The organism is Pseudomonas sp. RIT-To-2 (genome assembly GCF_029623465.1).
Taxonomy (GTDB): Bacteria; Pseudomonadota; Gammaproteobacteria; order Pseudomonadales; family Pseudomonadaceae; genus Aquipseudomonas; species Aquipseudomonas silvicola.
In genome coordinates this window covers 97,337-119,760 of the sequence record NZ_JAPYKM010000013.1, presented here as the reverse complement: position 1 = coordinate 119,760, position 22,424 = coordinate 97,337, and the positions used below count along the sequence as shown (strand labels likewise).

25 protein-coding genes are annotated in these 22,424 nt (G+C 55.8%); 19 read left to right on the top strand and 6 right to left on the bottom strand.

Going from position 1 to position 22,424, the window contains the following annotated elements:
* Nucleotides 1–119: 119 nt before the first annotated feature.
* The 16 genes from QBK88_RS14275 (at nucleotide 120) to QBK88_RS14200 (ending at nucleotide 13,101) form a co-directional block, all read left to right on the top strand.
* Nucleotides 120–320: a cold-shock protein gene (locus QBK88_RS14275; protein ID WP_268149469.1), complete on the top strand. Its 201-nt coding sequence runs from the start codon at nucleotides 120–122 to the stop codon at nucleotides 318–320.
* A 6-nt stretch (nucleotides 321–326) separates the two neighbouring features.
* Nucleotides 327–536, top strand: a complete 210-nt coding sequence (locus QBK88_RS14270) for a cold-shock protein (RefSeq protein ID WP_268149470.1) — start codon at nucleotides 327–329, stop codon at nucleotides 534–536.
* Nucleotides 537–572: 36 nt separating this feature from the next.
* A complete protein-coding gene (locus tag QBK88_RS14265; RefSeq protein ID WP_268149471.1) occupies nucleotides 573–779 on the top strand; it encodes a cold-shock protein in 207 nt (68 codons plus the stop codon).
* A gap of 247 nt (nucleotides 780–1,026) precedes the next feature.
* Nucleotides 1,027–1,314, top strand: a complete 288-nt coding sequence (locus tag QBK88_RS14260) for a hypothetical protein (RefSeq protein ID WP_268149472.1) — start codon at nucleotides 1,027–1,029, stop codon at nucleotides 1,312–1,314.
* Nucleotides 1,315–1,451: 137 nt separating this feature from the next.
* Nucleotides 1,452–1,751, top strand: a complete 300-nt coding sequence (ihfB, locus tag QBK88_RS14255; RefSeq protein ID WP_268149473.1) for an integration host factor subunit beta — start codon at nucleotides 1,452–1,454, stop codon at nucleotides 1,749–1,751.
* 26 nt (nucleotides 1,752–1,777) lie between these two features.
* Nucleotides 1,778–2,005 carry a LapA family protein gene (locus QBK88_RS14250; RefSeq protein ID WP_445764932.1) on the top strand — a complete coding sequence of 76 codons (228 nt, stop codon included), beginning with the start codon at nucleotides 1,778–1,780 and terminating at the stop codon, nucleotides 2,003–2,005.
* A gap of 407 nt (nucleotides 2,006–2,412) precedes the next feature.
* Nucleotides 2,413–3,357 (top strand): glycosyltransferase, encoded by a 945-nt coding sequence (locus QBK88_RS14245; RefSeq protein WP_277962487.1) that lies wholly within the window; start codon nucleotides 2,413–2,415, stop codon nucleotides 3,355–3,357.
* Nucleotides 3,354–4,301, top strand: coding sequence for an NAD-dependent epimerase/dehydratase family protein (locus tag QBK88_RS14240; protein ID WP_277962486.1), 948 nt, complete (start codon nucleotides 3,354–3,356; stop codon nucleotides 4,299–4,301). Before QBK88_RS14245 ends, QBK88_RS14240 begins: the two co-directional genes overlap by 4 nt.
* Nucleotides 4,298–5,311 carry an MraY family glycosyltransferase gene (locus tag QBK88_RS14235; protein ID WP_277962485.1) on the top strand — a complete coding sequence of 338 codons (1,014 nt, stop codon included), beginning with the start codon at nucleotides 4,298–4,300 and terminating at the stop codon, nucleotides 5,309–5,311. The genes QBK88_RS14240 and QBK88_RS14235 overlap by 4 nt, the downstream gene beginning before the upstream one ends.
* A 36-nt stretch (nucleotides 5,312–5,347) precedes the next feature.
* A complete protein-coding gene (locus tag QBK88_RS14230) occupies nucleotides 5,348–6,265 on the top strand; it encodes a glycosyltransferase family 2 protein (protein ID WP_277962484.1) in 918 nt (305 codons plus the stop codon).
* Nucleotides 6,266–6,384: 119 nt separating this feature from the next.
* Nucleotides 6,385–7,185, top strand: a complete 801-nt coding sequence (locus QBK88_RS14225; RefSeq protein WP_268149483.1) for an ABC transporter permease — start codon at nucleotides 6,385–6,387, stop codon at nucleotides 7,183–7,185.
* Nucleotides 7,175–8,506 (top strand): ABC transporter ATP-binding protein, encoded by a 1,332-nt coding sequence (locus tag QBK88_RS14220; RefSeq protein ID WP_277962483.1) that lies wholly within the window; start codon nucleotides 7,175–7,177, stop codon nucleotides 8,504–8,506. The genes QBK88_RS14225 and QBK88_RS14220 overlap by 11 nt, the downstream gene beginning before the upstream one ends.
* Entirely contained in the window at nucleotides 8,503–9,903 is a 1,401-nt protein-coding gene (locus tag QBK88_RS14215; protein WP_277962482.1) for a polysaccharide pyruvyl transferase family protein, read from the top strand. Before QBK88_RS14220 ends, QBK88_RS14215 begins: the two co-directional genes overlap by 4 nt.
* A 45-nt stretch (nucleotides 9,904–9,948) precedes the next feature.
* Nucleotides 9,949–10,920, top strand: coding sequence for a glycosyltransferase family 2 protein (locus tag QBK88_RS14210; RefSeq protein ID WP_268149489.1), 972 nt, complete (start codon nucleotides 9,949–9,951; stop codon nucleotides 10,918–10,920).
* 11 nt (nucleotides 10,921–10,931) lie between these two features.
* Complete coding sequence (locus QBK88_RS14205) at nucleotides 10,932–12,185, top strand: glycosyltransferase family 4 protein (protein ID WP_277962481.1); 1,254 nt, start codon at nucleotides 10,932–10,934, stop codon at nucleotides 12,183–12,185.
* A complete protein-coding gene (locus QBK88_RS14200; RefSeq protein WP_277962480.1) occupies nucleotides 12,172–13,101 on the top strand; it encodes an NAD-dependent epimerase/dehydratase family protein in 930 nt (309 codons plus the stop codon). The genes QBK88_RS14205 and QBK88_RS14200 overlap by 14 nt, the downstream gene beginning before the upstream one ends.
* Before the next feature lie 236 nt (nucleotides 13,102–13,337).
* On the opposite strand, the gene QBK88_RS14195 is transcribed toward QBK88_RS14200, so the two are convergent.
* From QBK88_RS14195 to QBK88_RS14185, 3 genes are read right to left on the bottom strand one after another with little or no spacing between them, the layout of a single operon-like run.
* Nucleotides 13,338–13,715 carry a GtrA family protein gene (locus QBK88_RS14195; protein WP_277962479.1) on the bottom strand — a complete coding sequence of 126 codons (378 nt, stop codon included), beginning with the start codon at nucleotides 13,713–13,715 and terminating at the stop codon, nucleotides 13,338–13,340.
* A gap of 20 nt (nucleotides 13,716–13,735) precedes the next feature.
* Nucleotides 13,736–15,853, bottom strand: a complete 2,118-nt coding sequence (locus tag QBK88_RS14190) for a hypothetical protein (RefSeq protein ID WP_277962478.1) — start codon at nucleotides 15,851–15,853, stop codon at nucleotides 13,736–13,738.
* Between the two features lie 31 nt (nucleotides 15,854–15,884).
* A complete protein-coding gene (locus QBK88_RS14185) occupies nucleotides 15,885–16,847 on the bottom strand; it encodes a glycosyltransferase family 2 protein (protein ID WP_277962477.1) in 963 nt (320 codons plus the stop codon).
* A gap of 286 nt (nucleotides 16,848–17,133) precedes the next feature.
* Between QBK88_RS14185 and QBK88_RS14180 the strand changes: the two genes are divergently transcribed.
* Together QBK88_RS14180 and QBK88_RS14175 are read left to right on the top strand one after the other, a co-directional pair.
* Nucleotides 17,134–19,137: a nucleoside-diphosphate sugar epimerase/dehydratase gene (locus QBK88_RS14180; RefSeq protein WP_277962476.1), complete on the top strand. Its 2,004-nt coding sequence runs from the start codon at nucleotides 17,134–17,136 to the stop codon at nucleotides 19,135–19,137.
* 109 nt (nucleotides 19,138–19,246) lie between these two features.
* The gene (locus tag QBK88_RS14175; RefSeq protein ID WP_277962475.1) at nucleotides 19,247–19,564 is read left to right on the top strand and encodes a helix-hairpin-helix domain-containing protein; all 318 of its coding nucleotides are present in this window, start codon (nucleotides 19,247–19,249) and stop codon (nucleotides 19,562–19,564) included.
* Nucleotides 19,565–19,693: 129 nt separating this feature from the next.
* Here the strand turns inward: QBK88_RS14175 and QBK88_RS14170 are convergent, their stop codons facing one another.
* The gene (locus tag QBK88_RS14170) at nucleotides 19,694–19,981 is read right to left on the bottom strand and encodes a hypothetical protein (protein WP_277962474.1); all 288 of its coding nucleotides are present in this window, start codon (nucleotides 19,979–19,981) and stop codon (nucleotides 19,694–19,696) included.
* A 225-nt stretch (nucleotides 19,982–20,206) separates the two neighbouring features.
* On the opposite strand from QBK88_RS14170, the gene fabF reads away from it, so the two are divergent.
* Complete coding sequence (gene fabF / locus QBK88_RS14165; RefSeq protein ID WP_277962473.1) at nucleotides 20,207–21,478, top strand: beta-ketoacyl-ACP synthase II; 1,272 nt, start codon at nucleotides 20,207–20,209, stop codon at nucleotides 21,476–21,478.
* A gap of 6 nt (nucleotides 21,479–21,484) precedes the next feature.
* Here fabF and QBK88_RS14160 read toward each other — a convergent pair whose 3' ends face one another.
* Both QBK88_RS14160 and QBK88_RS14155 read right to left on the bottom strand, forming a co-directional pair.
* Nucleotides 21,485–22,051, bottom strand: a complete 567-nt coding sequence (locus QBK88_RS14160; protein ID WP_277962472.1) for a TetR/AcrR family transcriptional regulator — start codon at nucleotides 22,049–22,051, stop codon at nucleotides 21,485–21,487.
* A 106-nt stretch (nucleotides 22,052–22,157) separates the two neighbouring features.
* Nucleotides 22,158–22,325 carry a DUF2897 family protein gene (locus QBK88_RS14155; protein WP_268149513.1) on the bottom strand — a complete coding sequence of 56 codons (168 nt, stop codon included), beginning with the start codon at nucleotides 22,323–22,325 and terminating at the stop codon, nucleotides 22,158–22,160.
* Between the last annotated feature and the right edge of the window lie 99 nt (nucleotides 22,326–22,424).

The window sequence follows — 22,424 nt, the reverse complement described above, 5'->3', positions numbered from 1 at the left end:
TGATCCTCTGCACACCCTCGCGCACTATCTCCTGTACCTGTCCGGATCCACTCATGTTCCCGCAGGATGCACGCAGATTCCTGCAATCTGCATATCTGGTTTTTCAAGGAGATCGTTCCATGCCGACAGGCACCGTCAAGTGGTTCAACAACGACAAGGGGTTCGGCTTTATCTCATCCGAGAGCGGAAAGGACCTGTTCGTCCATTACAAGGCCATCAAGGCGCCTGGCTTCAAGAGCCTGGCCGAGGGCCAGAAAGTCACCTTCAACGTCGAGCGCACCCCCAAGGGCGAACAGGCTATCGACGTGGAAATCGAGTAGGTCGCCATGGAAGCGCACGCGGATGGACCGCTCGATTCTTCCAGGGCGGGTATCGGGTACATCACTAATGACGCCGATGGCCGTGAAGTCTTTTTCAGGGTCAAATCCAGCGTGGAAGGTGGTCCCACTTTTATCCCAGGGCAGGCCGTCACCTACGAGGTCCAGGAGGGCCCGGACGGCAGGCTTTACGCAATCAATATCGAGGTCGCGGAGTAAGCCGGTGGCTTGCCCGACACCTCCAAGGAACAGCATATGGCTACCGGTAAAGTTAAATGGTTCAACAATGAAAAGGGCTTCGGGTTCATCACGGTCGATGGTGGTGGGCCGGACGTGTTTGTGCATTTCAAGGAAATCAAGGTCGATGGCTTCAAGTCGCTGGTTGAGAACCAGGCCGTCACGTTTGATATCGACGCCAATGGGCCGAAGGGTCCTCAGGCCAAAAGTGTGACGCCGGTCTGACTGGCCGTGCCAAGGCGCCTCCATGGGGTGCCTTGGCTGTTGCAGGCGCTCTCCTGGCCTGCGATGAGCGAAACTTCTCAGCGTGGCTACATTAAACGGTCATCGCGGGGCGTCACCCTAGCCGTCTGCAAGAAATCCTTTTGCAGAAAGAATCTCCAGTGAAATCAGTTGTCTACCTAAAACAGGGCGTGCGGACACCACAGCCAGTGAGTGGTGCGCGTTTTGGGGGCGACACAAGGAACCGGGAATGAAAGGAACGTTGCTGATGACTGCGCTCATGGTGTTGTCGGGGTGCGCGGCCACGATGTCATCCCATGAAGTAAAGGGGGTGGCCACGCTGCATATCAATTGCTCAGGCATCACGTCTTCGTGGGACAAGTGCTATGAGAAGGCGGAGCAGGCGTGCGGTGCGCGCGGTTATAGCGTACTGGCCAAGAGCACTGATTTGACGGATGACACGCCGGACTATCCCTTTGGTATCAATCCTGCAGGGGTATCGAGTCGCAGCCTGGTGGTGAAATGCAAGCAGTCATGAGGCTCGGAGTGTCGTCGGCGCGGGTGCATCTACCGTAAAGGTTTGCAACAAGTCAATATGCGGGCTGTTCAAATCCCTCCAGCCATGCTAAAACCTTTGAAGCGATTGTCTAGCTTCTTGATAAAGAAGGGAAAAATATGACGAAGTCTGAACTGATTGACCGTATTGTCACCCATCAAGGCTTGCTCTCATCCAAGGATGTGGAACTGGCCATCAAGACCATGCTTGAACAGATGTCCCAGTGCCTGGCAACCGGGGACCGGATCGAGATCCGCGGCTTTGGCAGCTTTTCGTTGCACTACCGCGCGCCGCGGGTGGGGCGTAACCCGAAGACCGGGCAGTCGGTCAGCTTGGATGGGAAGTTTGTGCCGCATTTCAAGCCGGGGAAAGAGCTGAGAGATCGCGTGAATGAGGAAGAAGAACAGGTGCGTGCCTGACAAGCTTGGAGCGAATGGTGCATAAATTGAAAAAACTGGTGCTGGCACTGCTGGTGCTGGCGGTGGTAGCAGTCGTCCTGATTTTTACGCTCGAGAACCAGTCGCCGGTTTCTCTGGTTTTCCTTGGCTACAACCTTCCCAATATTCCGGTTTCGGTGTTGATGGTGGCTGCGCTTCTGATCGGAGCCCTCATCGGTCCAGCCCTTGCTGTTGTGCTTCTGTGGCGCGGCAGGTATCGCCACAAGCGTATTTAGCATTCGCTGCAGCAGGCTATGCCGCTTCATGGGCAGCGACCCAGAAGAGGGTTGGCTATTGATTCCAACGGTGTGAAACGTTTTCGCCGAACGAGCGTCCAACCCGCGGGTGTTCAGCCTCTCGCGAAGGCGCGGTCGAAATATTCAGTCCATATTTACCTGTCGAAGCGGTCAGGGCGTTCTATAGAATAAGCGCGTCAGTACCGGCTTCCAGGCCGATGACGGTAGTATTTCCAGCCACCTGCGGGCAAGCGTCACCCGATACCGACCGATGTCTCTCTTGCCAAAGACCCCGCTGTCGCCCCTGTTCCCCGTGTTTTTTTTAGGTCTTGATGGTTACATGACAAATTCGATTCCTGGTAGTGGGTTTGTTCGTGGCTTGGCTAGCGCTCATACGGCGGCCAGTCATGGTCGGTAGGGAGCAGGGCGCTCTCAAGTCCAGTGCCGGGCCGACAATCGCCGTGTTATTGGCCGCGCATAATGGGTATCCCTGGATCGAAGCTCAGGTTGCCTCCATCCAGGCCCAGGCTCACGTGGATGTCAGTATCTTCGTGAGCGTGGACAGTTCCACAGATGAAACTTTCGAGTGGTGTCGTGTGTATGCGCAACATCATGCGAATCTCACCCTGTTGCCCGCTGTTTCACTCGGCAGCGCCTCGCAGAACTTTTTCAGGCTCTTTCGGGACGTAACGCTCGATGGCTTTGATTACGTTGCGCTCTCTGACCAGGATGATATCTGGGACGACCTCAAGCTGCATCGCGCTGTTCAAGCGCTGGATAGCAAGGGCGTTCAGGCGTACTCCAGTAACGTGACGGCCTTCTGGGCTGATGGGCGAGAAGCACTCATTGATAAGGCACAGCCTCAAGTCAAGTGGGACCATTATTTTGAAGCCGCAGGGCCAGGCTGTACTTATGTATTCAGCAAAGGCCTTGCGACGGCGTTCAGGAATTTGCTGCTGGCCCATGAAGACGAGGTGCAGCAGGTGTCGCTGCATGACTGGTGTCTCTACGCATTTGCCCGGAGCAGAGGGTTTACCTGGTACATCGACCCTGTTACCTCCATGCGCTATCGGCAGCATGCTGAAAACGTGGTGGGCGCCAATGTTGGACTGGCTTCTTTATATGCCCGGTTTCGAAAAATCAGTGCTGGCTGGTGGTTTGCTCAAGTATTTCTGATGATTCGCCTCTTCGGTCAGCAGGAGATGGGCCTGCTGAAGAAACAAGCGACGCCCGGTTTTCGTGAGTATCTTTTTATTGCATTGAATTTCACTCGTTGCAGGCGGCGTATGCGAGACAAATTATTTCTTCTGCTTGTTTGCATCTATTGCGCCTTCACTCGGAGGCCACGATGAGCGTTCGAAAGGTGTTGGTCACCGGTGCAACGGGGCTGGTAGGCGGTCATGTGCTGTCCCGGCTGGCGGTACAGGATGGCCTGGAGCCGATTGCAGCGGTGAGATCCCCCCAGCAATGGAGTGGCGGGCTCGAGGCTCGGGCATTCGTGCTGGCAGAGGCGGAGCACCTGCCGCGGATGGAGGACATCGACACCGTGGTGCATTGCGCGGCTCGTGTACACGTGATGCGCCAGCACGATTGTGATCAGGCCGAGTTTTCACGCCTTAATGTAGACGGCACGCTATTGCTGGCAAGGGCCGCTGCAGCGAGCGGAGTCAGGCAGTTCATTTACCTGAGTTCGGTGAAGGTGCACGGGGAATCGACTCCACTGGGTAAGCCTTTCGATGCGCAGGCCCCCTATGCGCCGAAGGACGCGTACGCTCAATCCAAGGTGGATGCGGAAGTTCAGTTGAAAGAACTTTCCAGAACCACGGATATGGTCATCACGATCATCCGGCCCCCATTGGTTTATGGGCCGGGCGTGCGCGCGAATTTCCAACGAATGATGCACGCCGTGTCGCTGCGAGTGCCCATGCCGGTTGCCGCTATCAAGAATAAGAGAAGCCTGGTGTTCGTCGAAAATCTGGCCGATCTCGTTGTGACCTGCCTGGGCAATCCCAACGCTGAAAATGAAGCTTTTCTGGTGAGCGACGGCGAGGACCTGTCTACCGTCGAACTCTTGAGTGCGCTGGCAAAGGCGTTCAATGTTCGGCTATTTGCATTCCCTGTGCCGTCCTTTGTCCTGAAGGTCATGGCCGGCAGATTTTCTTCCCTTGCCAGATTGACAGGGTCGCTGCAGGTGGATGTACAAAAGAACGCAGAGCGGTTGGGTTGGGCGCCTCCCCATCGCTATGAGTTCGGTCTTTACACCACGGTCCAGGCTTTCAAGGAACACGCTAAATGATTGTTTCAGGTTGGGCCGTGCTGGTGATGGTCTTGTCGTACTGCATCGCGCGTTGGGTCCGCTTCAATGCCTCTGTTTTAAAGTTGGTGGACATACCGAACAACCGCTCGTCGCACGCCTTGCCAACCCCGCGGGGAGGGGGCATTTCATTCTTTTTGATATTTTTGCTTCTGGTGCCCGTGTGTTGCTTGCATGGCCTGTTGACGCTTGATCAAGCTATTGGCTACCTCGGGGCAGGAGGTTTGGCCGGGGTGGTCGGCTTCGCTGACGATCGTGGCCATGTGCCTGCCAAGTGGCGAATGTTGAGTCATCTGGTCGCCGCTGGTTGGGCGGTATATTGGGGCTTTCATATTCCGGTCGTCGACATCCTTGGGCTGACGGTCGAAGCGACCTGGTTGGCAGGCATTGTCACCACGCTTTACCTTGCCTGGATGCTCAACCTGTACAATTTCATGGACGGTATCGATGGGCTGGCAAGTGCCGAGGCCATCTGTATATGTCTCGGGGCGGCCGCTATCTACATGGGGTCCGGCCACCCCGAACTGGCCGTCATGCCTGTCATGTTGACGGCGGCTGTGATGGGCTTTGCCGTGCTGAATTTTCCGCCGGCAAAGATCTTCATGGGTGACGTTGGCAGCGGGTTCCTCGGGCTCGTTATCGGGCTTTTTTCATTGCAAGCTGCTGCGGTAAATACACTCTACTTCTTTTGCTGGCTCATCCTCGCCGGCGTGTTCATCGTTGATTCGGGATGGACCCTGGTGGCGAGGGTTTTGCGCGGTAAGCGCGTGTATGAGGCACACCGCAGTCATTGCTATCAAATCGCATCCAGGCAGTTTCGAAGTCATAAAGTAGTGACGGTGGCCTATGCGGGTATCACGATTTTCTGGTTGTTTCCACTCGCTCTGTGGGTGGGGGTAGGCGGGGCGAATGGCGCAGCGGTTCTGGCCTTGGCTTATACGCCATTATTCGTGGGTGCTTACTGGTTTGGTGCCGGAGACGAGACCAAATAGTTTCATTGACGAATAAAGGGTCTTGAGTGAGGGTTTATGCAAACAGTTGCGATACTGATGTGTACATACAATGGGGCCAGGTACTTGTCTGCCCAGCTGGATTCGATCGGTGAGCAAACTCACAAGGAGTGGGTCATCTATGCCTCCGACGACGGTTCCGATGACGCGACCCTGGCGGTACTGCATCATTACCGGGACAAGTTCGAGGGGCGTCTCGAGATTATCTCGGGTCCGCGTCAAGGATTTACCAGGAACTTTCTTCACGTATTGAATCATGCCTGCGGCAAGGCTGATTTTTATGCCTTCTGTGACCAGGATGATTTCTGGTACCCGCAAAAAATTGCCCGGGGCATGGCTTTTTTCGAGGGTGGCGACGCCAGCATCCCCCAGTTGTATTGTGGCCGCACCACCATCGCCGATGAGGCAGGGCACCCTGTGGGGTTATCGCCGAGGTTCTCGAAGGCTCCCTCCTTCAGGAATGCCCTGGTACAGAATATCGCGGCGGGCAATACGATGATCATCAACCAGGCAGCCTGCAAACTGCTGGCCTCTACGCCCCGCCAGTTACGGCTGGCCGCCCATGACTGGTGGTCCTACCTGCTGGTGACCAGCGTAGGGGGGAGGGTTCACTATGATGACGTCCCCATGATTTTCTACCGGCAGCACGGGGCGAATGCCATTGGGGCCAATGTATCGATCGCCAGCCGATTCGAGCGGCTGGCAAGGCTGTTCAAAGGGGTTCTGAAAGAGTGGAGTGACGATAACATCACGGGGCTGGCCCTGTATCGGCAGCGGTTGACCCAAGAGAACCTTGTATTGCTTGATGGCTTCGTGGAGGCCAGGCAATCAGGCTTGGCAAAGCGATGCTACCTGTTTTGCCGATTGGGTATTTATAGGCAGACTTTTTTCGGTACGCTCGGACTGGGCCTGGCTATTTTCCTGAACAAAATATGAATCGGACACTGGGCGCCCTGGGGAAGAAATCAGGACATCATGCCCAGGAAATTATAGAATGCACGGTGATGGACGAGGCGTCGGTAGGCGCATGGATTTCTGGATAACTGGATTAGAAGATGATTGCAATATTACGATCGTTTAGCCGGCACCGCCAATTGATTCTTGGCATGGTTAAGCGGGAGATTCAAGTCAAGTACAAAGAGTCCTTCATTGGCCTGGGGTGGGCGTTTTTTACGCCCTTGTTCATGTTGGGGGTCTATACTTTTGTATTCTCGGAAGTGTTCAAGTCCAGGTGGAACAACGTTGTCCCTACCAACAAGGCTGACTTCGCCATTATGTTGTTTGCGGGGCTGATGGTGTATACGTTCTTTGCGGAGTGCTTGCTCAGAGGGCCGCAAATAATCGTATCAAACGCCAATTACGTGAAGAAAATCGTATTCCCTCTCGAAATTCTGCCATTTGTGGCTATCGGCGTGTCGCTCTTTCAACTTTTTATCAGTTCGATCGTCTTGCTGTTGGCACAACTTTTTTTCAAGGAAGTTCTCCCTTATACGGCCATTCTGTTCCCGATCGTCCTCATCCCGTTGTTGCTCTCCACTGCGGGTATTCTCTGGCTGCTGGCTGCAGCCGGTGTGTACCTCAGGGACATCGGGCAGTTGATCGGTGTCCTGACCAGTGTGCTGATGTTTCTCAGCCCTATCTTTTACCCCGTCAGCGCGCTGCCTGAGCAGTTCCAGCCATGGTTACGCCTCAATCCACTGACCAACATCATCGAGCAGGCGCGCGCGGTGCTGGTCGACGGCAAGCTTTTTGACGTGGCGGATTATGGTGTTTCCATCGTTGCCAGTATCGTCATTTTCTGGATCGGATATTCTGTTTTTCAAAAGGCGCGGAAGGGGTTTGCAGATGTCCTCTAATACTCAAGATGTCGCTCCTACGCCATCCATCATTGTTGACGAAGTTTCCAAGAATTATCACGTCTATGCAAAACCCGAAGACAGGTTGAAGCAATTTGTCTATCGTCGTTTCTTTAATAGCAAGAAAAAGTTCTACCGTGATTTCTGGGCGTTGAACCCTCTCAGTTTTCAGGTCAACAAAGGTGACTCCGTTGGTATTATCGGTCGAAATGGGTCCGGTAAATCGACACTGCTTCAGATGATTTGCGGCACGCTTTCACCGTCTACAGGTTCCATTGCCTGCAACGGTCGCGTGGCGGCACTGCTGGAACTGGGCGCGGGATTCAACCCCGAGTTCACCGGGCGGGAAAACATTTACCTGAACGGTTCGATCCTTGGCCTGAGCAGACGTGAGATCGACGAAAGAATACCGGCGATCATCGATTTCTCGGAAATTGAGGAATACATTGATCAGCAGGTGAAAACCTACTCCAGCGGCATGTTCATACGGCTCGCGTTTTCGGTAGCCATCCACAGTGCGCCGGAAATTCTGATCATCGATGAGGCATTGGCCGTCGGCGATGTATTTTTTCAGCAAAAATGCTTCGAGCGCCTCAAGAAGTTGAAAGAGGACGGCGTGACCTTGCTGTTCGTCTCTCACGATGTTACCTCAGTGAAGTTGCTGTGTGATAAAGCGTTGCTGTTGCATAAAGGCCAACTGCTGAAGATAGGCGACCCAAAAGTCGTGGTAAACGAATACATTCGAATCAATGCCCATGATGAGAGTGAAACTGAAAGTGTCAACCAGGTCATCGAGCATCAGGACGAGGAAAACCATCACCTCGTCGATGAACTCAATCATGAGGTCGAGCGCCAGCAAGAGCAGGAGGCCGAATACCGTTATGGCAACCAGCAGGCGCTGATTACGCAATTCGGGCTCTATGACAGCGCCGGGGAAAAACTCGACGGCGCGATTCAGAATGATGAGGCGGTGGAAATCAGAGTCAGGTTGGAGTTCGCTCAAGCGGTTGAAAATCCAGTCGTCGGGTTTTACATAAAAGATCGGCGTGGCATCGAGCTCTACAGTGGCAATAGCTATTATTTAAACAGCCCTATTGGCCGACAATCGAGTGGTTCGGTCGTTACGGCGACCTTCAAGCAGACGTTCCGTCTGGCCCCGGGCGAGTATTCGCTGTCACTGGGGCTTTCCAATTTCGTAGACGGTGTCAGTACCCCGCTCGACAGGCGCTATGAGGCAGCGAAGCTGACGATTCTGGCGGATAAAACAATAATCGGGTTGTTCGACCTGAACTCAACCGTGGAATTTGAGTATCTAACATGAAAATCGCTCAAGTAGGTACATTTGATCTTGATAATCTGGGTGACTTGCTGTTTCCCTGGGTGACGAGTCGTCTTTTTGCGTCGATTCATGGGGCGGAAAATCAGCTTGAATATCATTGTTTCAGCCCTACTGAAGGTGCCTATTTTTACAGTGATCAGTGTCAGTATAAAAATATTGACGCGCTGGATGCCGAGGATGCCGTCGCGCCTTTTGATTGGGTGCTGATAGGGGGCGGCGACTTGCTGCGCGATGATGATTATTCGTTGTACGCCATCTATGGCGAACAAACGCCAGCATTGACCTTCACCTCGATTCTTTCACCGACGGTCAGCGGTACCAGGCGCTTGGGGGTATTGGCTGCGGGGCTGCCCTACGAGGTGGAAGGGGACTTTCGCGAGTTTTTGACCAACAGCTTTTCACGCCTGAAGGCTATCGCGCTGCGAGATTCCAGAAGTGCGGCTTATCTGCAGCCCTGCGTTGATGTCCCTATCTCGATAGTGCCGGATTTCGTGCATGCCATTCCGTCGTTCTTGCCGCAAGCGAAGTGTGATGATCTGGTGCGTGCGATGCTGCCTGAATTCGAACAGGGTTATCTCTGCTTTCAGGGGCATGGTGATGTCTGTGAGCCGGTCGACATCGCTGCGCAAACGCTAAAGGAAATTGAGCAGCGCGTGGGCAAGCCGTTCGTGCTGATCGAGATAGGTGGTTGCTTGGGAGACACGGATTATCTTGAAAAGCTCTCCGACATTACCGGCTATCCATTGGTCAGCAGGGGAAGGTTTCCTGAGATCACGCTGGAGCAGAAAGTTGCGGTGATTGCCGCCAGCCATGGCTTCATCGGTTCAAGTTTGCACGGAAATATTATTTCCAACGCCTACGGGGTCAAGAATTTTTCTTACGTGGGTAAATACTCTCACAAGATCACCGAATACTTTTCGAATGAGGGGCACGGCATTCTGTTCAGTGACTTTTCACTATTGAGAGGTAATGTCGAACGAGTGGTTGGTGTTTTCGAGGCGGACGGCGGGCGCAAGCAACCGCTGACGGCGCTGAAGACTCAACTCATCCTGGATTTCATTACCGATCTGATCCGTTCGTCCCCTGGGGCGGCGTCCGCCTTTTCTCCAGCCGTTGACAGCATCTACAAGCGGGCTCACGCAAAGTCATCCTTTCGAGAGTCCATCGTCCGCAGCCAGCTCGCCGATCTGGGGTGCAGGCTCGCCGCTGAGAAGCAGAATGCGGTGGAACAAGTGGAGTACCGAGACAGGCTGATCGAAGAGCTGCGGGGACTGCATGAGGCCGAGAAGGAAAACTCCTTTGCGCAGATAACCTACCGAGACAAATTAATCGAGGTTTTGGAAGCCCAAATCACTGCCCTTAAGGAAAAAAGTGGTTGAATTGCGTCGTAATTGGTACCATTGGGAGTCTTTAGGTGGATTATTATGACTCAATTCAAAGCTTCGGTTATCATACCGACTAAAAACCCAGGTGCGGTTTTCAAGGCTGTTTTGAACTCCGTGCTGTCTCAGAGTACGCCCTGGCCGTTTGAGATCGTTGTCATAGATTCGGGCTCAACGGATGGCACCCTGGAGTTTGTGAGAAGCAAGCCCCCTGTAAAGCTTATTGAAATCCTGCCCTCGGATTTCGGCCATGGGAAGTCTCGCAATTACGCAATTGAACAATCATCCGGTGAGTTCGTTGCCGTCATCACGCATGATGCTCAGCCCGTCAAGGACAACTGGCTCAAGTCGCTAGTTGAGACGGCCGAGCAAGATGAACGCATTGCTGGCGTATTTGGACGGCATGTCGCCTATGATCACGCCTCTATCTTTACCAAGCGAGAGCTTGAGTTGCACTTCTCCGGCTTCCGGGATGCACCGTTGGTATTTCTCGAAGACAGCGCCCGTTACGAAGCCGATCTGGGTTACAAGCAGTTCCTCCATTTCTTCTCCGACAACAATGCGCTGCTTCGCCGGTCGGTGTGGGAAAAGATACCCTACCCGGATGTGGATTTTGCTGAAGATCAGTCCTGGGCCAAATCGATCATCGAGGCAGGTTTTCTCAAGGCGTATTCAGAAGAAGCGGTTGTCTACCACTCTCACGACTACGGGCTGTTTGAGCGGTTCCAGAGAAGCTTTGATGAAAGTTATGCATTCAAAAGGTTCTTCGGCTATATCCTTTCACCTGGTTTGAAGCCGATGGTAGAGTCGTTCATGGCGCTAAGCCGCCGTGATATCTCCTACTCGCGCAGCATTGGGCTGTTACGACGCAAGCCATTCGTGGTGGCCTTTGCGGTGCTTGATAACTTCATGCGGGTTTTCGGTCATTACCTTGGCGCACGCGGCGAAAGAATTCCGAGCTACGTCAGGTCGAAGATCTCTAGGGACAAAAAATTGTTTGCGCAGTCGCAGTGAAGGAACATGTTATGAATTTTCAGATGCTTTCTTACAAGTGGCGCCAGGCGGTATCCTACTACAAAGCGCATGGGCTGCTGTCTTTGACAAGAAAGGTCAGCTCCACTGTTAATACATCGTCTGTAGCGATTTTCAGAAAAACCGATGTGCTGGGTTTTTACGATTTCGTGCTCGACAAGCCGTTTGGCAAGCCGCCTGCGAAGGCAACGTCCCCACGAACCCTAAACTGGTTCATCCCGCCTTACGGGCGTGGGTCGGGCGGCCACCTGAATATTTTTCGATTCATGTTTTTGCTCGAAAAGCTCGGGTTTGAATGCCGTGTGATCATTGTCGGCGGGCACTCGCCGTATAACGTCGCCGAGGCCAAAGCACAGATTTCCGAATGGTTCTTCCCGCTCAAGGCCGAGGTGTACGATGGCATCGAAGGGATCCCGGATGCCGAGTACTCGGTCGCCACTTCCTGGCAGACCGCCTACTATGTGAAGAATTTTCAAGGCACCCGGCACAAGTGTTATTTCGTCCAGGATTTTGAACCCTACTTTTACGCCGTGGGTTCCGAGTCTGCCATGGCGGAAGCCACCTATTCGTTTGGTTTTACTGCGATCACGGCCGGTACCTGGTTGTCCGATAAGTTGTCGCAAGAGTACGGTGCTGAAACGTTCCCCGTCAGTTTCTCTTACGAGCGTGAGCTGTATCGCCTGATGCCACGTCGGGAGCCTGAGATCAAGCGCGTCTTTTTCTATGCCAGGCCGCCTACCCAGCGACGGGCTTTCGAACTCGGCTTGCTGACCTTGCACGAAGTTGTCAAGCGCCTGCCGAACGTGAAGGTGATCTTCGCGGGATGGGATGTTTCAAACTACGAAATCCCGTTCGAGCATCTGAATGCCGGCACCTTGAACGTTGCAGAGTTGCCTGATCTCTATAATCAGTGCGACGTCGCTTTGGTCTTGTCCTTTACCAACCTGTCGCTGTTGCCGTTGGAGCTGATGGCCTGTGGTGTACCGGTGGTCAGTAACAAGCATCCGTGCACGGAGTGGCTGTTGAATGAAAGTAACGCCGTACTGAAGCGTCCTATCGTGGAAGACCTTGCCGACGGTATCTGCGAGTTGCTCACCAACCCGAAACTGCACTCGGCGATTCGCGAGGAAGGTATCAAGGTCGCCAATCATTCCAGTTGGGAAGCGGAAGCTCAAAAACTAAGTGATGCGCTGTTGCATATCAGCACCTCGTCATTGAGGTTGGAGCAAGCACATGCCTCTCAATAAGCGCTGTATCATCCTGGGGGCCAGTGGCTTTATCGGTTCCCGGTTGTGCGAGGTGCTTGGTTCGAAGATGCCGAACCTGAAAGCGTTTGGCAGAAATCCTCTTTATCCGGGGGCATTCAAACAGTGCCGCTGGATTGAAGGTGATTTTTCGGATGTCAATCAGGTCTCCAACGCCATTGCCGACTGTGACACGGTCATCCATCTGGTCAACGCAACCACGCCGGCCAGTGCGAACGTGAACAGGGTCGCGGACCTCGAGGCCAACGTGGTATCAACGCTGAACTTGCTTGATGCCTGCGTCAACTCAGGAGTGAAGAAGGTCATCTTCATTTCGTCGGGGGGGACCGTCTACGGGGTACCTTCCGTGGTGCCGACACCTGAAAGTGCACCTAATGACCCCATCACCGCATATGGCGTCAGCAAGCTCACGATAGAAAAGTATTTGTCGCTGTACCACCATCTTTATGGTCTCGATTATTGTGTGCTAAGGGTGGCAAACCCTTACGGTCCTTATCAGACCAACAAGAAAAACCAGGGCGTTATTGCTGCGTTCTTCCGTCACATCATCCATGATGAGCCTATTGATGTCTGGGGGGATGGCTCGGTTGTCAGGGACTACGTCTACATTGATGACGTGGTTAATGCGATCGAGTTGGCACTGTTCAATTCCTACAAGGAAAAGATCTTCAATATTGGTTCCGGTCGCGGAATCAGTATCAAGGAAATCATCGCTTCGTTGGAGGCGGTTGTCGGCTCGAGTATCGATGTCAACTACCTTCCTGGAAGGAATATGGACGTTCCGGTGAGCGTACTGGATGTCAGCCGGGCTTCCAGGGATTTAGGCTGGGCGCCGAAAATCTCGTTTGATGAAGGTATCAGGAATACCTTTGATTGGATCAAGGCGTCTGGGCTCTGAGTCATTGAGCCGTCAGTGCGTCAGTGCGGCGGGATTTATATAGAGGTTCGATGTACAGGGATTGTTGATTTTTTTCTTGTTGCTACTTCCTTGTCTGAAAGCACCCAAAACGCACCCCGCCTCGGTGGAGCAGAGCGGCAAAGGTAAACTACCCACCTGCCGCTTTGCGATACTCCTTCCATAGACAATAAAACATTGCGCGCTCGGATGAACCGCGCAATGTCTTATTCTTCACGTCATGCCTTTCTGAACGTCCAGACCGAATTCGCAGCATAGCTGTAGCCGAGTGAAAGAGCTGACGTCAATACCTGGCTAGCCAGGTAGTTGAGCGACAGCCAATGCACGAAGGCGTACATGCACGCTGTATTCAATATGATTGCGCCTGTAGCGATCACCCCATATTTGCTTGCGGTCTCACTGTGTTTCTTATCGCTGGCGAACACGTAGTGGTAGGCGAGCAGGTAGTTGATGATCGCACCTGCGATTGCCCCGGTGAGTGACCCCGTTACCGGCCCAGCCCCTGCGATCTGGACCAGCGAGATCAGGGTGATGTAGTGGACCCCTGTCCCGATCAGGCCCGCTCCTGCGAATTTCAAAAACAAAAGTCCAAACATGTCTCACCCGTCAGTGCGTATCAGTTTTTCTCGGTGACGATTTTGGGATCTTCCCACAGTACCGATCTTCCGGGTTCTGCACTTTCCAGGGTGACGGTGACCTGACCACTACCAGCGGGAAGCGGAATAAATACCGTTCCGTCCGCGGTTGTTACTTGCTGCTTGATCGTGTTGCCGTCCAGGGTGGCAGTGACGATACCGGAGGTCCCGGCGCCTGGCTCTGGGTAGATTTTCGCCTCTACGTATTGAGCGCTTTCACGCTCAAGCTTGAAGACGCCTTGCCCACTGTTTGTCGCAATGACGAGGACGGTGTGGCCGTCAGCGTAGGTGCGGGTACCCGCCGTGACATGGGCGTGGTCAGTGTTCAGCGTGTACACGTTGTCGAACAACCGCTTGATGGTAGTGGGAGCGCTTTTCAACTCCAGCACTTCCAGGTGGCTATAACCCTCGATGATCGTGATGGGGGTGTAGTTCGACATTACGTAGTCGGACAAGTCATGGAGAATCGGAGACAGGAACGACACTTGGTCCAGATCGCGGAATACCAGCTTGGGGCGGGACGCCTTCAGATCGGCGATGGCGCCGCGCACATCATCGGGTGTGGTCTGGGGTGCGAACTCGACGAAACGTGTCCCGTGTTTCGGTACCAACGCGTAATACTCAGTCCTGATCGGGTAACTGAAGATATTGTCGGCCTTCTCGCGGCGGATGATTGCCTGGACTTCGTCGACTTCCTTTTTCCGCTCCGCAGGTACCTGGGTACCAAGGACCACGCTCGACGGGGTCGCCTTGAATGTTCCGATGGTGCCCCTGACATTATCGACGGAGTAAGGCAGTGTCAGCACCACTACCGCCGCTGTTCCAAGCGCTGTCGCGAACAGGCCTGCCAAGGGGTGCGGCGACCCGCCGGGAGCCGTGAAGACTGCTAGCACTCGGTCGGAATAGCTGTAGGCGATCAGCAGGAAAGGGATTGCCAGCAATGCGCTGGATTTACCGTTGATGCCAACCAGGAAGATCAGCCCGAGCAACAGGGCGCTGACAATGCCTTGCACCAGCGCCTTGGTGGACAGGGGCTGTCCCTTGGTGAGAAGCAGGCCGAGGGTAATCGGAATGAGGACAAACAGCTCTGATATTGAAAACAGCAAATGGAGAAAGTCAGAGCGGCCCAGCATCGAAATCATTCTGAGGCCAATATAGCTGAACACTACGATGGCGACGGGGTTGGCGAGCTGCTTCTTGATCGCGAACACAAAGGCGCAGGCGATGTAGACCCAGATCCAGGCATAAAATATCAGGGTGTCAGCGTGCAAGTCCGGGAATGGGCTGTCCATCCCCTTGGGCTGAATGAAGAACGCATAATACAAGGTGTTGTAAAAGAACTCTTGCAGGCTTACGCCTTCGGCGTAGAAGTAGAAGAGTACCGGCAACAATGTTGCGGCGATGCCGACGGCCAGTGCTGCGATGCGTTCCAGGTACAGCTTGACGGTTTTTTCACGATGAAACGAAATCTCCGCCGCGCCAATGGAGATGATCAGAAACAGCGAGACTTCCTGGCCGAACCAGAACGACAGACCGAGCAGTGCACCGGTCACGACCAGGTAAGTAGGGCTTTTCCGGGGAGCCAGCAGGTAATACACATAGGTAGCCAGTGCCAGGGCCGGGATCGCAGTCCTTAATTGATAAATGGCAGGCAGGGCCAGAAACAATGCACCGATGCAGAAGGCCAGCGGCAGTGAGCTGCGCTTCCAGAATGCTTTCGACACGGCAAGCGCCATGACGAACGAGGCGATGACCTGCCCAATATGGGCTTCGGAGAGCAGTGCCATGCTGGTGGAAAGTTGGGTTTCCCCAAAGAGATGTTGCACCAGCGCGTAGTAATAGTAAGGGCCGGGGGTTCTGAAGTGAATGAAATCCCTGGTGAACACCTCACCCTGGTTGATCCAGTGCCCAAAGGCGTGGAACAGGGCATGGTCTCCATTCCCAAATGAAAAAGGTGCCTTGTGCATCACAATGAGGGCGCCGATCAGCACCAGAACACCTAGTGCGACCAGCGTTTTCAGTGTGTCTGAAAAGGCGTATCCCGAGTTTTCCTTTATTAACTCGTGCGGATGCCCGGCATCCGCGTTTTCACGATTCATCAATGTACATGCCCTGGTGTTGGTTCTGGTTTTAGTTTTCTTTTGTGGAGTAGGTGTTGCGGATGAGGTAGATCGGTCGCTTTTTCGACTCTATGTACGTACGGCCCACGTATTCGCCCAGCATGCCGATGCTCATCAATTGCAGGCTGCCTACAAAGAGAACGGCCACCAGAATGGAGGCGTAGCCCGGCAGGTCGACGCCGTGGATCAGGGTTCGCAGAACGATATAGGCGGCGTAGATCAGCGAAAGTGTCGCGCCGATACCGCCTATGTAGGTCCACAGCTTCAACGGTGCGGAGCTGAAGCTGGTGATGCCTTCGAGTGCAAAGTTCCACAGCTTCCAGCCGGAAAACTTCGAGTCGCCGGCGGTTCGCGCGTTTCTTACGTAGTCCAGGGTAGTGGTCTTGTACCCGACCCACGCGAAGATGCCTTTCATGAATCGTTGCTGTTCGGGCAGCAGCTTGACCGCCTCCACCACCTGCCTGTCCATCAGCCGGAAGTCACCGACGTTTTCCGGGATCTTGACGTGGGACAGCTGGTTGTGGAACTTGTAGAAGAGTTCAGCTGTTTTTCGCTTCAAGTAGGAGTCGGAGGACCGGTCGACACGCCTTGCCAGCACTACTTCATAGCCTTTTACCCATTCGGCCAGCATCGGCCCAATGAGCTCGGGTGGGTCCTGCAGGTCGGCATCGATGGGGATCACGGCATCCCCGCGCGCGTGGTCGATGCCTGCCGTCAAGGCCGCTTCCTTGCCATAGTTGCGAGAAAGTTCCAGTACCTTGTATCGGCTGTCTACAGCAGCGATGCTGACCAGATGCTCCAGTGTGTTATCGCGGCTGCCGTCGTCGATGCACACTATCTCGAATTCAAAGTCAGACAGTTTTTCCAGAACACTGCTTATTGAAGTGTGGAAGGTTTTAACGTTTTCCCCTTCATTGAAGAATGGAACGACAATCGAAACCAGCTTTCTTGCGTGCATGTTTTGCGTAGGCATTGGTAGAGTTCTTCAGGGCAGCGGACGCGGTGGCCCCGAGTGTAGCATTCTGACATCTAGTTTCGTACAGCCCAAAGCGACTTCTCCTACACGCGGGATACAATCGGTCGGGTGGCTTCGGGGCCATGCCAGTGCCTCTGCGCCCGGTGTCTCGGGGGGGAGGGGGGGGTGCTTGCACATTTTCGTCAGCCAGCGTGGATAAAACGCTACCCCCGCATTTGGATATTTCTGCATAATCAAGGCTTCAACGCGGGATCTTGGAGTACCGGGCCATTGGGTCAATTTTATGGATAAGCTAAGGACGTTCCTGTTGGCGTTGCCCAGGCGGCACAAGCGCTTGATACAGGTAGGGGCCGATGTCGGCCTGGTGTGGGGTTCCCTGTGGTTGGCCTTCATGGTTCGCCTCGGAATCGAGGATATGTACAACCCCATCAAAGTCCACTTCTGGCTGTTTATCTGTGCGCCCCTCATTGCCATTCCACTGTTCATACGGTTTGGCATGTACCGGGCGGTGATGCGGTACTTCGGGAACGATGCGCTGGTGGCGATCGTCAAGGCCGTCAGTCTGTCGTCGCTTATTCTTGCGGTCGTGGTCTACTGGTACAGTAATCATAATGCCGTGGTGCCCAGGTCCATCATCTTCAACTACTGGTGGTTGAGCCTCGTCATCATTGGTGGCTTGCGCTTGGCCATGCGGCAGTATTTCATGGGCGATTGGTTTACCTCCGTCAACTATGTTCCTTTTCGCAATAACAATAGCCGCGACGAAGGGCTGACCAAAGTCGCGATCTACGGAGCCGGTGTCGCCGGTAACCAACTGGTCGCTGCGTTGCGAATGGGGCGCTCGATGCGCCCCGTGGCGTTCATCGACGATGATGCTGATATTGCCGATAGGGTTATCTCCGGCCTTCAGGTGTTCAAACCCAAACATATCCAGCAGATGATCGATGTCACCGGCGCCCAGGAGTTGCTGCTTGCGCTGCCCTCCACGACACGCGCCCGCCGCCGGGAGATTCTCAGCTTTCTGGAAAGTTTTCCGTTGCACGTGCGCAGTGTGCCCAATTTCACCGACCTGGCCAGTGGCAGGGTCAAGGTCGATGATATCCAGGAGGTCGATATCGCCGACCTTCTGGGGCGCGACGCCGTTCCGGCTCAAGCCGACCTGCTGGCGCACTGCATCAGCCATCAGGCGGTGATGGTCACGGGCGCCGGCGGTTCGATCGGCTCCGAACTATGCCGCCAGATCATTTCGCTCAGGCCCACTGTGCTGGTCTTGTTCGAGCACAGCGAGTTCAACCTTTACAGCATCGTCACTGAACTGGAACAGCGGCTGGAGCGCGAATCGCTGAGCGTCAAGCTGCTACCCATACTGGGCTCGGTACGCCACCCCCACAAACTGCTGGACGTGATGAAGACCTGGGGCATCAATACGGTCTACCACGCCGCAGCCTACAAGCACGTGCCCATGGTGGAGCACAACATTGCCGAAGGGGTGCTCAACAATGTCATTGGTACGCTGAATACAGCCCAGGCGGCATTACAGGCAGGGGTAGCGAATTTCGTCCTGATTTCGACCGACAAGGCGGTGCGCCCCACCAACGTGATGGGTAGCACCAAGCGTTTGGCGGAGATGACGCTCCAGGCCCTGAGCCGGGAGGTTGCTCCTGTTCTCTATGGCGACCCGAGCAATGTGGCGCGGGTCAACAAGACGCGTTTCACCATGGTGCGCTTCGGCAATGTGCTGGGGTCTTCGGGGTCGGTTATTCCGTTGTTTCACAAGCAGATCAAGTCCGGTGGGCCGCTGACGGTGACCCACCCCAAGATCACTCGCTATTTCATGACCATCCCCGAAGCGGCGCAACTGGTGATCCAGGCCGGCTCGATGGGGCAGGGCGGGGATGTGTTTGTCCTCGACATGGGGGAGCCAGTGCGTATCGCGGAACTGGCCGAGAAGATGATTCACCTGTCGGGCCTGAGCATCCGTTCGGAAAAGAATCCTCAGGGCGATATTGCCATTCAGTTCACTGGCCTGCGGCCGGGGGAAAAGCTTTACGAGGAATTGCTGATCGGGGACAACGTATCGATGACTCGACACCCCATGATCATGAGCGCAAACGAAGACTTCCTGCATTGGGACCTGCTCAAGGAGCGCTTCGTGGCCCTGCTGGCGGCGGTTGAGGGCGATGATTACGGCACTGTGCGCCAGTTGCTGCGCGACACTGTCAGTGGCTACACCCCGGAGGGCGAAATCGTCGACTGGATCTACCAGCAGCAACGCTCGGAGTCGTGATACACATTTGCTCACTCAACCCCATTGGACAATGTTCCCCCGGCAGCTAGGTTGAAGAGGCGGCTCAGGAAAGCCGCCCTTGAACCCTTTGATGTCATGGAGCTTCCCAATGCGTATACCGTCTCTCGCGTCCCTGCTGTTCGTCATCCTCGCCAGCGCCTCCATCGCCGCCAACGCGGCCCCGCCAGCCACCGCTCAGCCCGCCGCGCCTGTGGTGATGGTGCAGGGTGACAAGGTCAACCTGAACAAGGCCGACGCCGAAACCCTGCAGCGCGAACTCGCCGGCATCGGCCTGGCCAAGGCCCAGGCCATCGTTGCCCACCGCGAAACCAACGGCCCGTTCAACTCGGTCGATGAATTGCTGGAGGTGAAGGGGATCGGCAAGTCATTGCTGGACAAGAACCACGAGCGCCTGTCGCTGGAGTAAGCAAGCGGGTCAGGGGCCGACTTCATGAGTCGGCCTTTTCAATCGATCACCTCAATGCTGCCATCTCGACGCTGCCTCACCACCGCGTATGGCAGTACTGCTGCATCAAGCACCCCGTTCCTCCACTCCTTACCCCTGTCGGTTCGCCGCCCCAACCACGGCAGCCGTGCCGTGCCCGTGCATCTCGATGCAGTCCCGATAGGCAAGAGCGCAGGCGGCGGTCATCTTTTCCACTGAAAAGTGCGTAAGGGCGCGGGCATTGCGGCCGAAGGTCGCGCACAGTTGCTGGTCATCCCAGAGCGTTCGCATGGCCTCCACGACGGCGTGGTGGGGCCGCGGGGCGTACCACCAAGCCTGTTCGGCGCCGCCAAGGCTGTCGGGGTAGTAGGTTTTGTAGAAGTGCAGGACCCTGATCATCGAATGTCCATATAACCCCGTGTCGCTCTGCACAGGCAACGGGCACCGGCTAGTGGCGCCGCGTGGACTGTAATGGTTGTTGAAGCGCTTCGCCGCATAATTTGCCATCACGGCGCCATGAGCGAAGCAGGGTCCATTGAATTCCTTTAATGATGGTCTTAATATAAAGACATTGGATTATGGTTATAATCTTAATCTTTCCCTTCCCTCACACGCAGATTCCCTATGAATAACCGAAGAATTGTCATCACCGGCATGGGCCTGGTTTCCCCCCTTGGTACCGGCGTGGAAGCTGTGTGGCGCCGCCTGCTGGACGGTCAGTCCGGCCTGCGCCAGCTGCCCGAGGCCGTGATCGCCGATTTGCCAGCGCGCATCGGTGGCAGGGTGCTTACGCTGGCTGAAGACCCGGAGGCGGGCTTCGATCCGGATACCGCCGCGCCACCCAAGGAACAAAAAAAGATGGACCGCTTCATCCTGTTCGCCCTGGGCGCTGCCCGTGAAGCCTTGGCCCAGGCCGGGTGGGCACCGACGGAGGAAGCGGAGCGTGAGCGCACCGCCACCGTGATTGGTTCCGGCATCGGCGGCTTTGGCACCATCGTCGATGCGGTGCGTACTACCGACAGCCGGGGCCCGCGCAAATTGTCGCCGTTCACCATTCCCGCGTTCCTGGTGAACCTGGCGGCCGGGCATGTCTCGATCCAGCACGGCTTCAAGGGACCATTGGGCGCACCGGTCACGGCCTGTGCCGCTGGGGTGCAGGCCATCGGTGACGCGGCGCGGCTGATTCGCGCCGGTGAAGCGGATATCGCGTTATGCGGTGGGGCCGAAGCGGCGATCGACCGGGTGAGCCTGGGCGGTTTTGCCGCCGCGCGCGCCCTGTCCACCGGGTTCAACGATACCCCGAGCCGGGCGTCTCGGCCCTTCGACCGTGACCGGGATGGTTTTGTCATGGGTGAAGGTGCCGGTGTACTGGTGATCGAGGCCCTGGACCACGCCTTGGCACGGGGCGCCACCCCGCTGGCAGAACTGGTGGGCTATGGCACCAGCGCCGATGCCTATCATCTGACCGCAGGGCCCGAGGACGGCAGCGGCGCTCGCCGGGCCATGACCCAGGCGTTGGCCCAGGCTGGCGTGGAGCCGGCGCAGGTGCAGCACCTCAATGCCCACGCCACATCGACGCCGGTGGGTGACAAGGGTGAATTGGCGGCTATCCGCTCATTGTTCGGCACCGGGCAGGGGCCGGCCATCACTTCGACCAAATCGGCCACCGGCCACTTGCTGGGTGCGGCGGGTGGCATCGAGGCAATCTTCACCTTGTTGGCCCTGCGCGATCAGATCGCTCCAGCCACCTTGAACCTGGAACACCCGGACGAGCTCGCCGAAGGCCTGGACATCGTCAGTGGCCAGTCGCGCAAGATGGACATCGAGTACGCCCTGTCCAACGGCTTCGGCTTTGGCGGGGTGAACGCCAGCGTACTGTTCAAGCGCTGGACGTGAAGACGCTCAGCAGGCTTCGTCGGCCTGTTGCTTGAGTGCCTGGCGTGCGGTGTCGAGGATGCGCAGTGACAGCTGTGGGTCTTCGACACTGCGCGACAGCATCAGCGCCCCGACCAGCGTCGACAGCATGACCACGCTTTGCTCATCGGCGTCGGCGGCGTTCAGCGTCGCGGCAATGCGCGCGAGGCGGTCTTGCACCCCGCGGTCGGTGACCGCGCTGGCCTGGCCCCGTTGCCCCAGTTCCGCTGCCATGGTCGGCAGCGGGCAGCCACGCTCGGGGGCGTCGCGGTGGGCGGGGCTCAGGTAGGTGTCGATGAAGCTGTGCAGGGGGTTGTGCTTGGCGAAGGCCTTCTCGCACACCTCGGTCAATTCGTCGGTTGCCGCCTGCAGCGCGGTCTCCACTAACTCATCCTTGGACTTGAAGTGCGCATAGAAGCCGCCATGGGTCAGGCCCAGTGCTTTCATCAGGGGCTGCAGGCCGGTGGCAGCGATGCCATCACGGCGAAAGCGCGCAGCGGCTTCCTTGACGATACGGTCGTGGGTCTGGGCTTTATGGTCTGCGGAGTAACGCACGAGCGATACCCTCCCTCATGGCTCATGGAATGGTGGGTATAATTCTAACAGATAGACAGCCACCAGACCCATGCCGCTGTTCACCGCAGGACCGGGGCGCCGTTCATCAGCGGTTTTGCGCATCCCGGGCATCCGCCTCGGCATTGCGCTGCGCCACTTTGCGCCGCTGTTCATCGGTGAGCTCCACCTTGTCGGCGCTGTCACGCAACATCATCAGGCCGCCGACGATCGAGCCGATCGCGACCACCAGAATCAACCAGGCATACCACGGCATGGCCACTTCTCCTTGAGCGCCGAGCTCGCCGCCAGGCTGGCGGCGAAAGACGGGGCTTGTACTCCGTTGGAGCCCAAGCGCTCGGCAGTGGTTCCATTA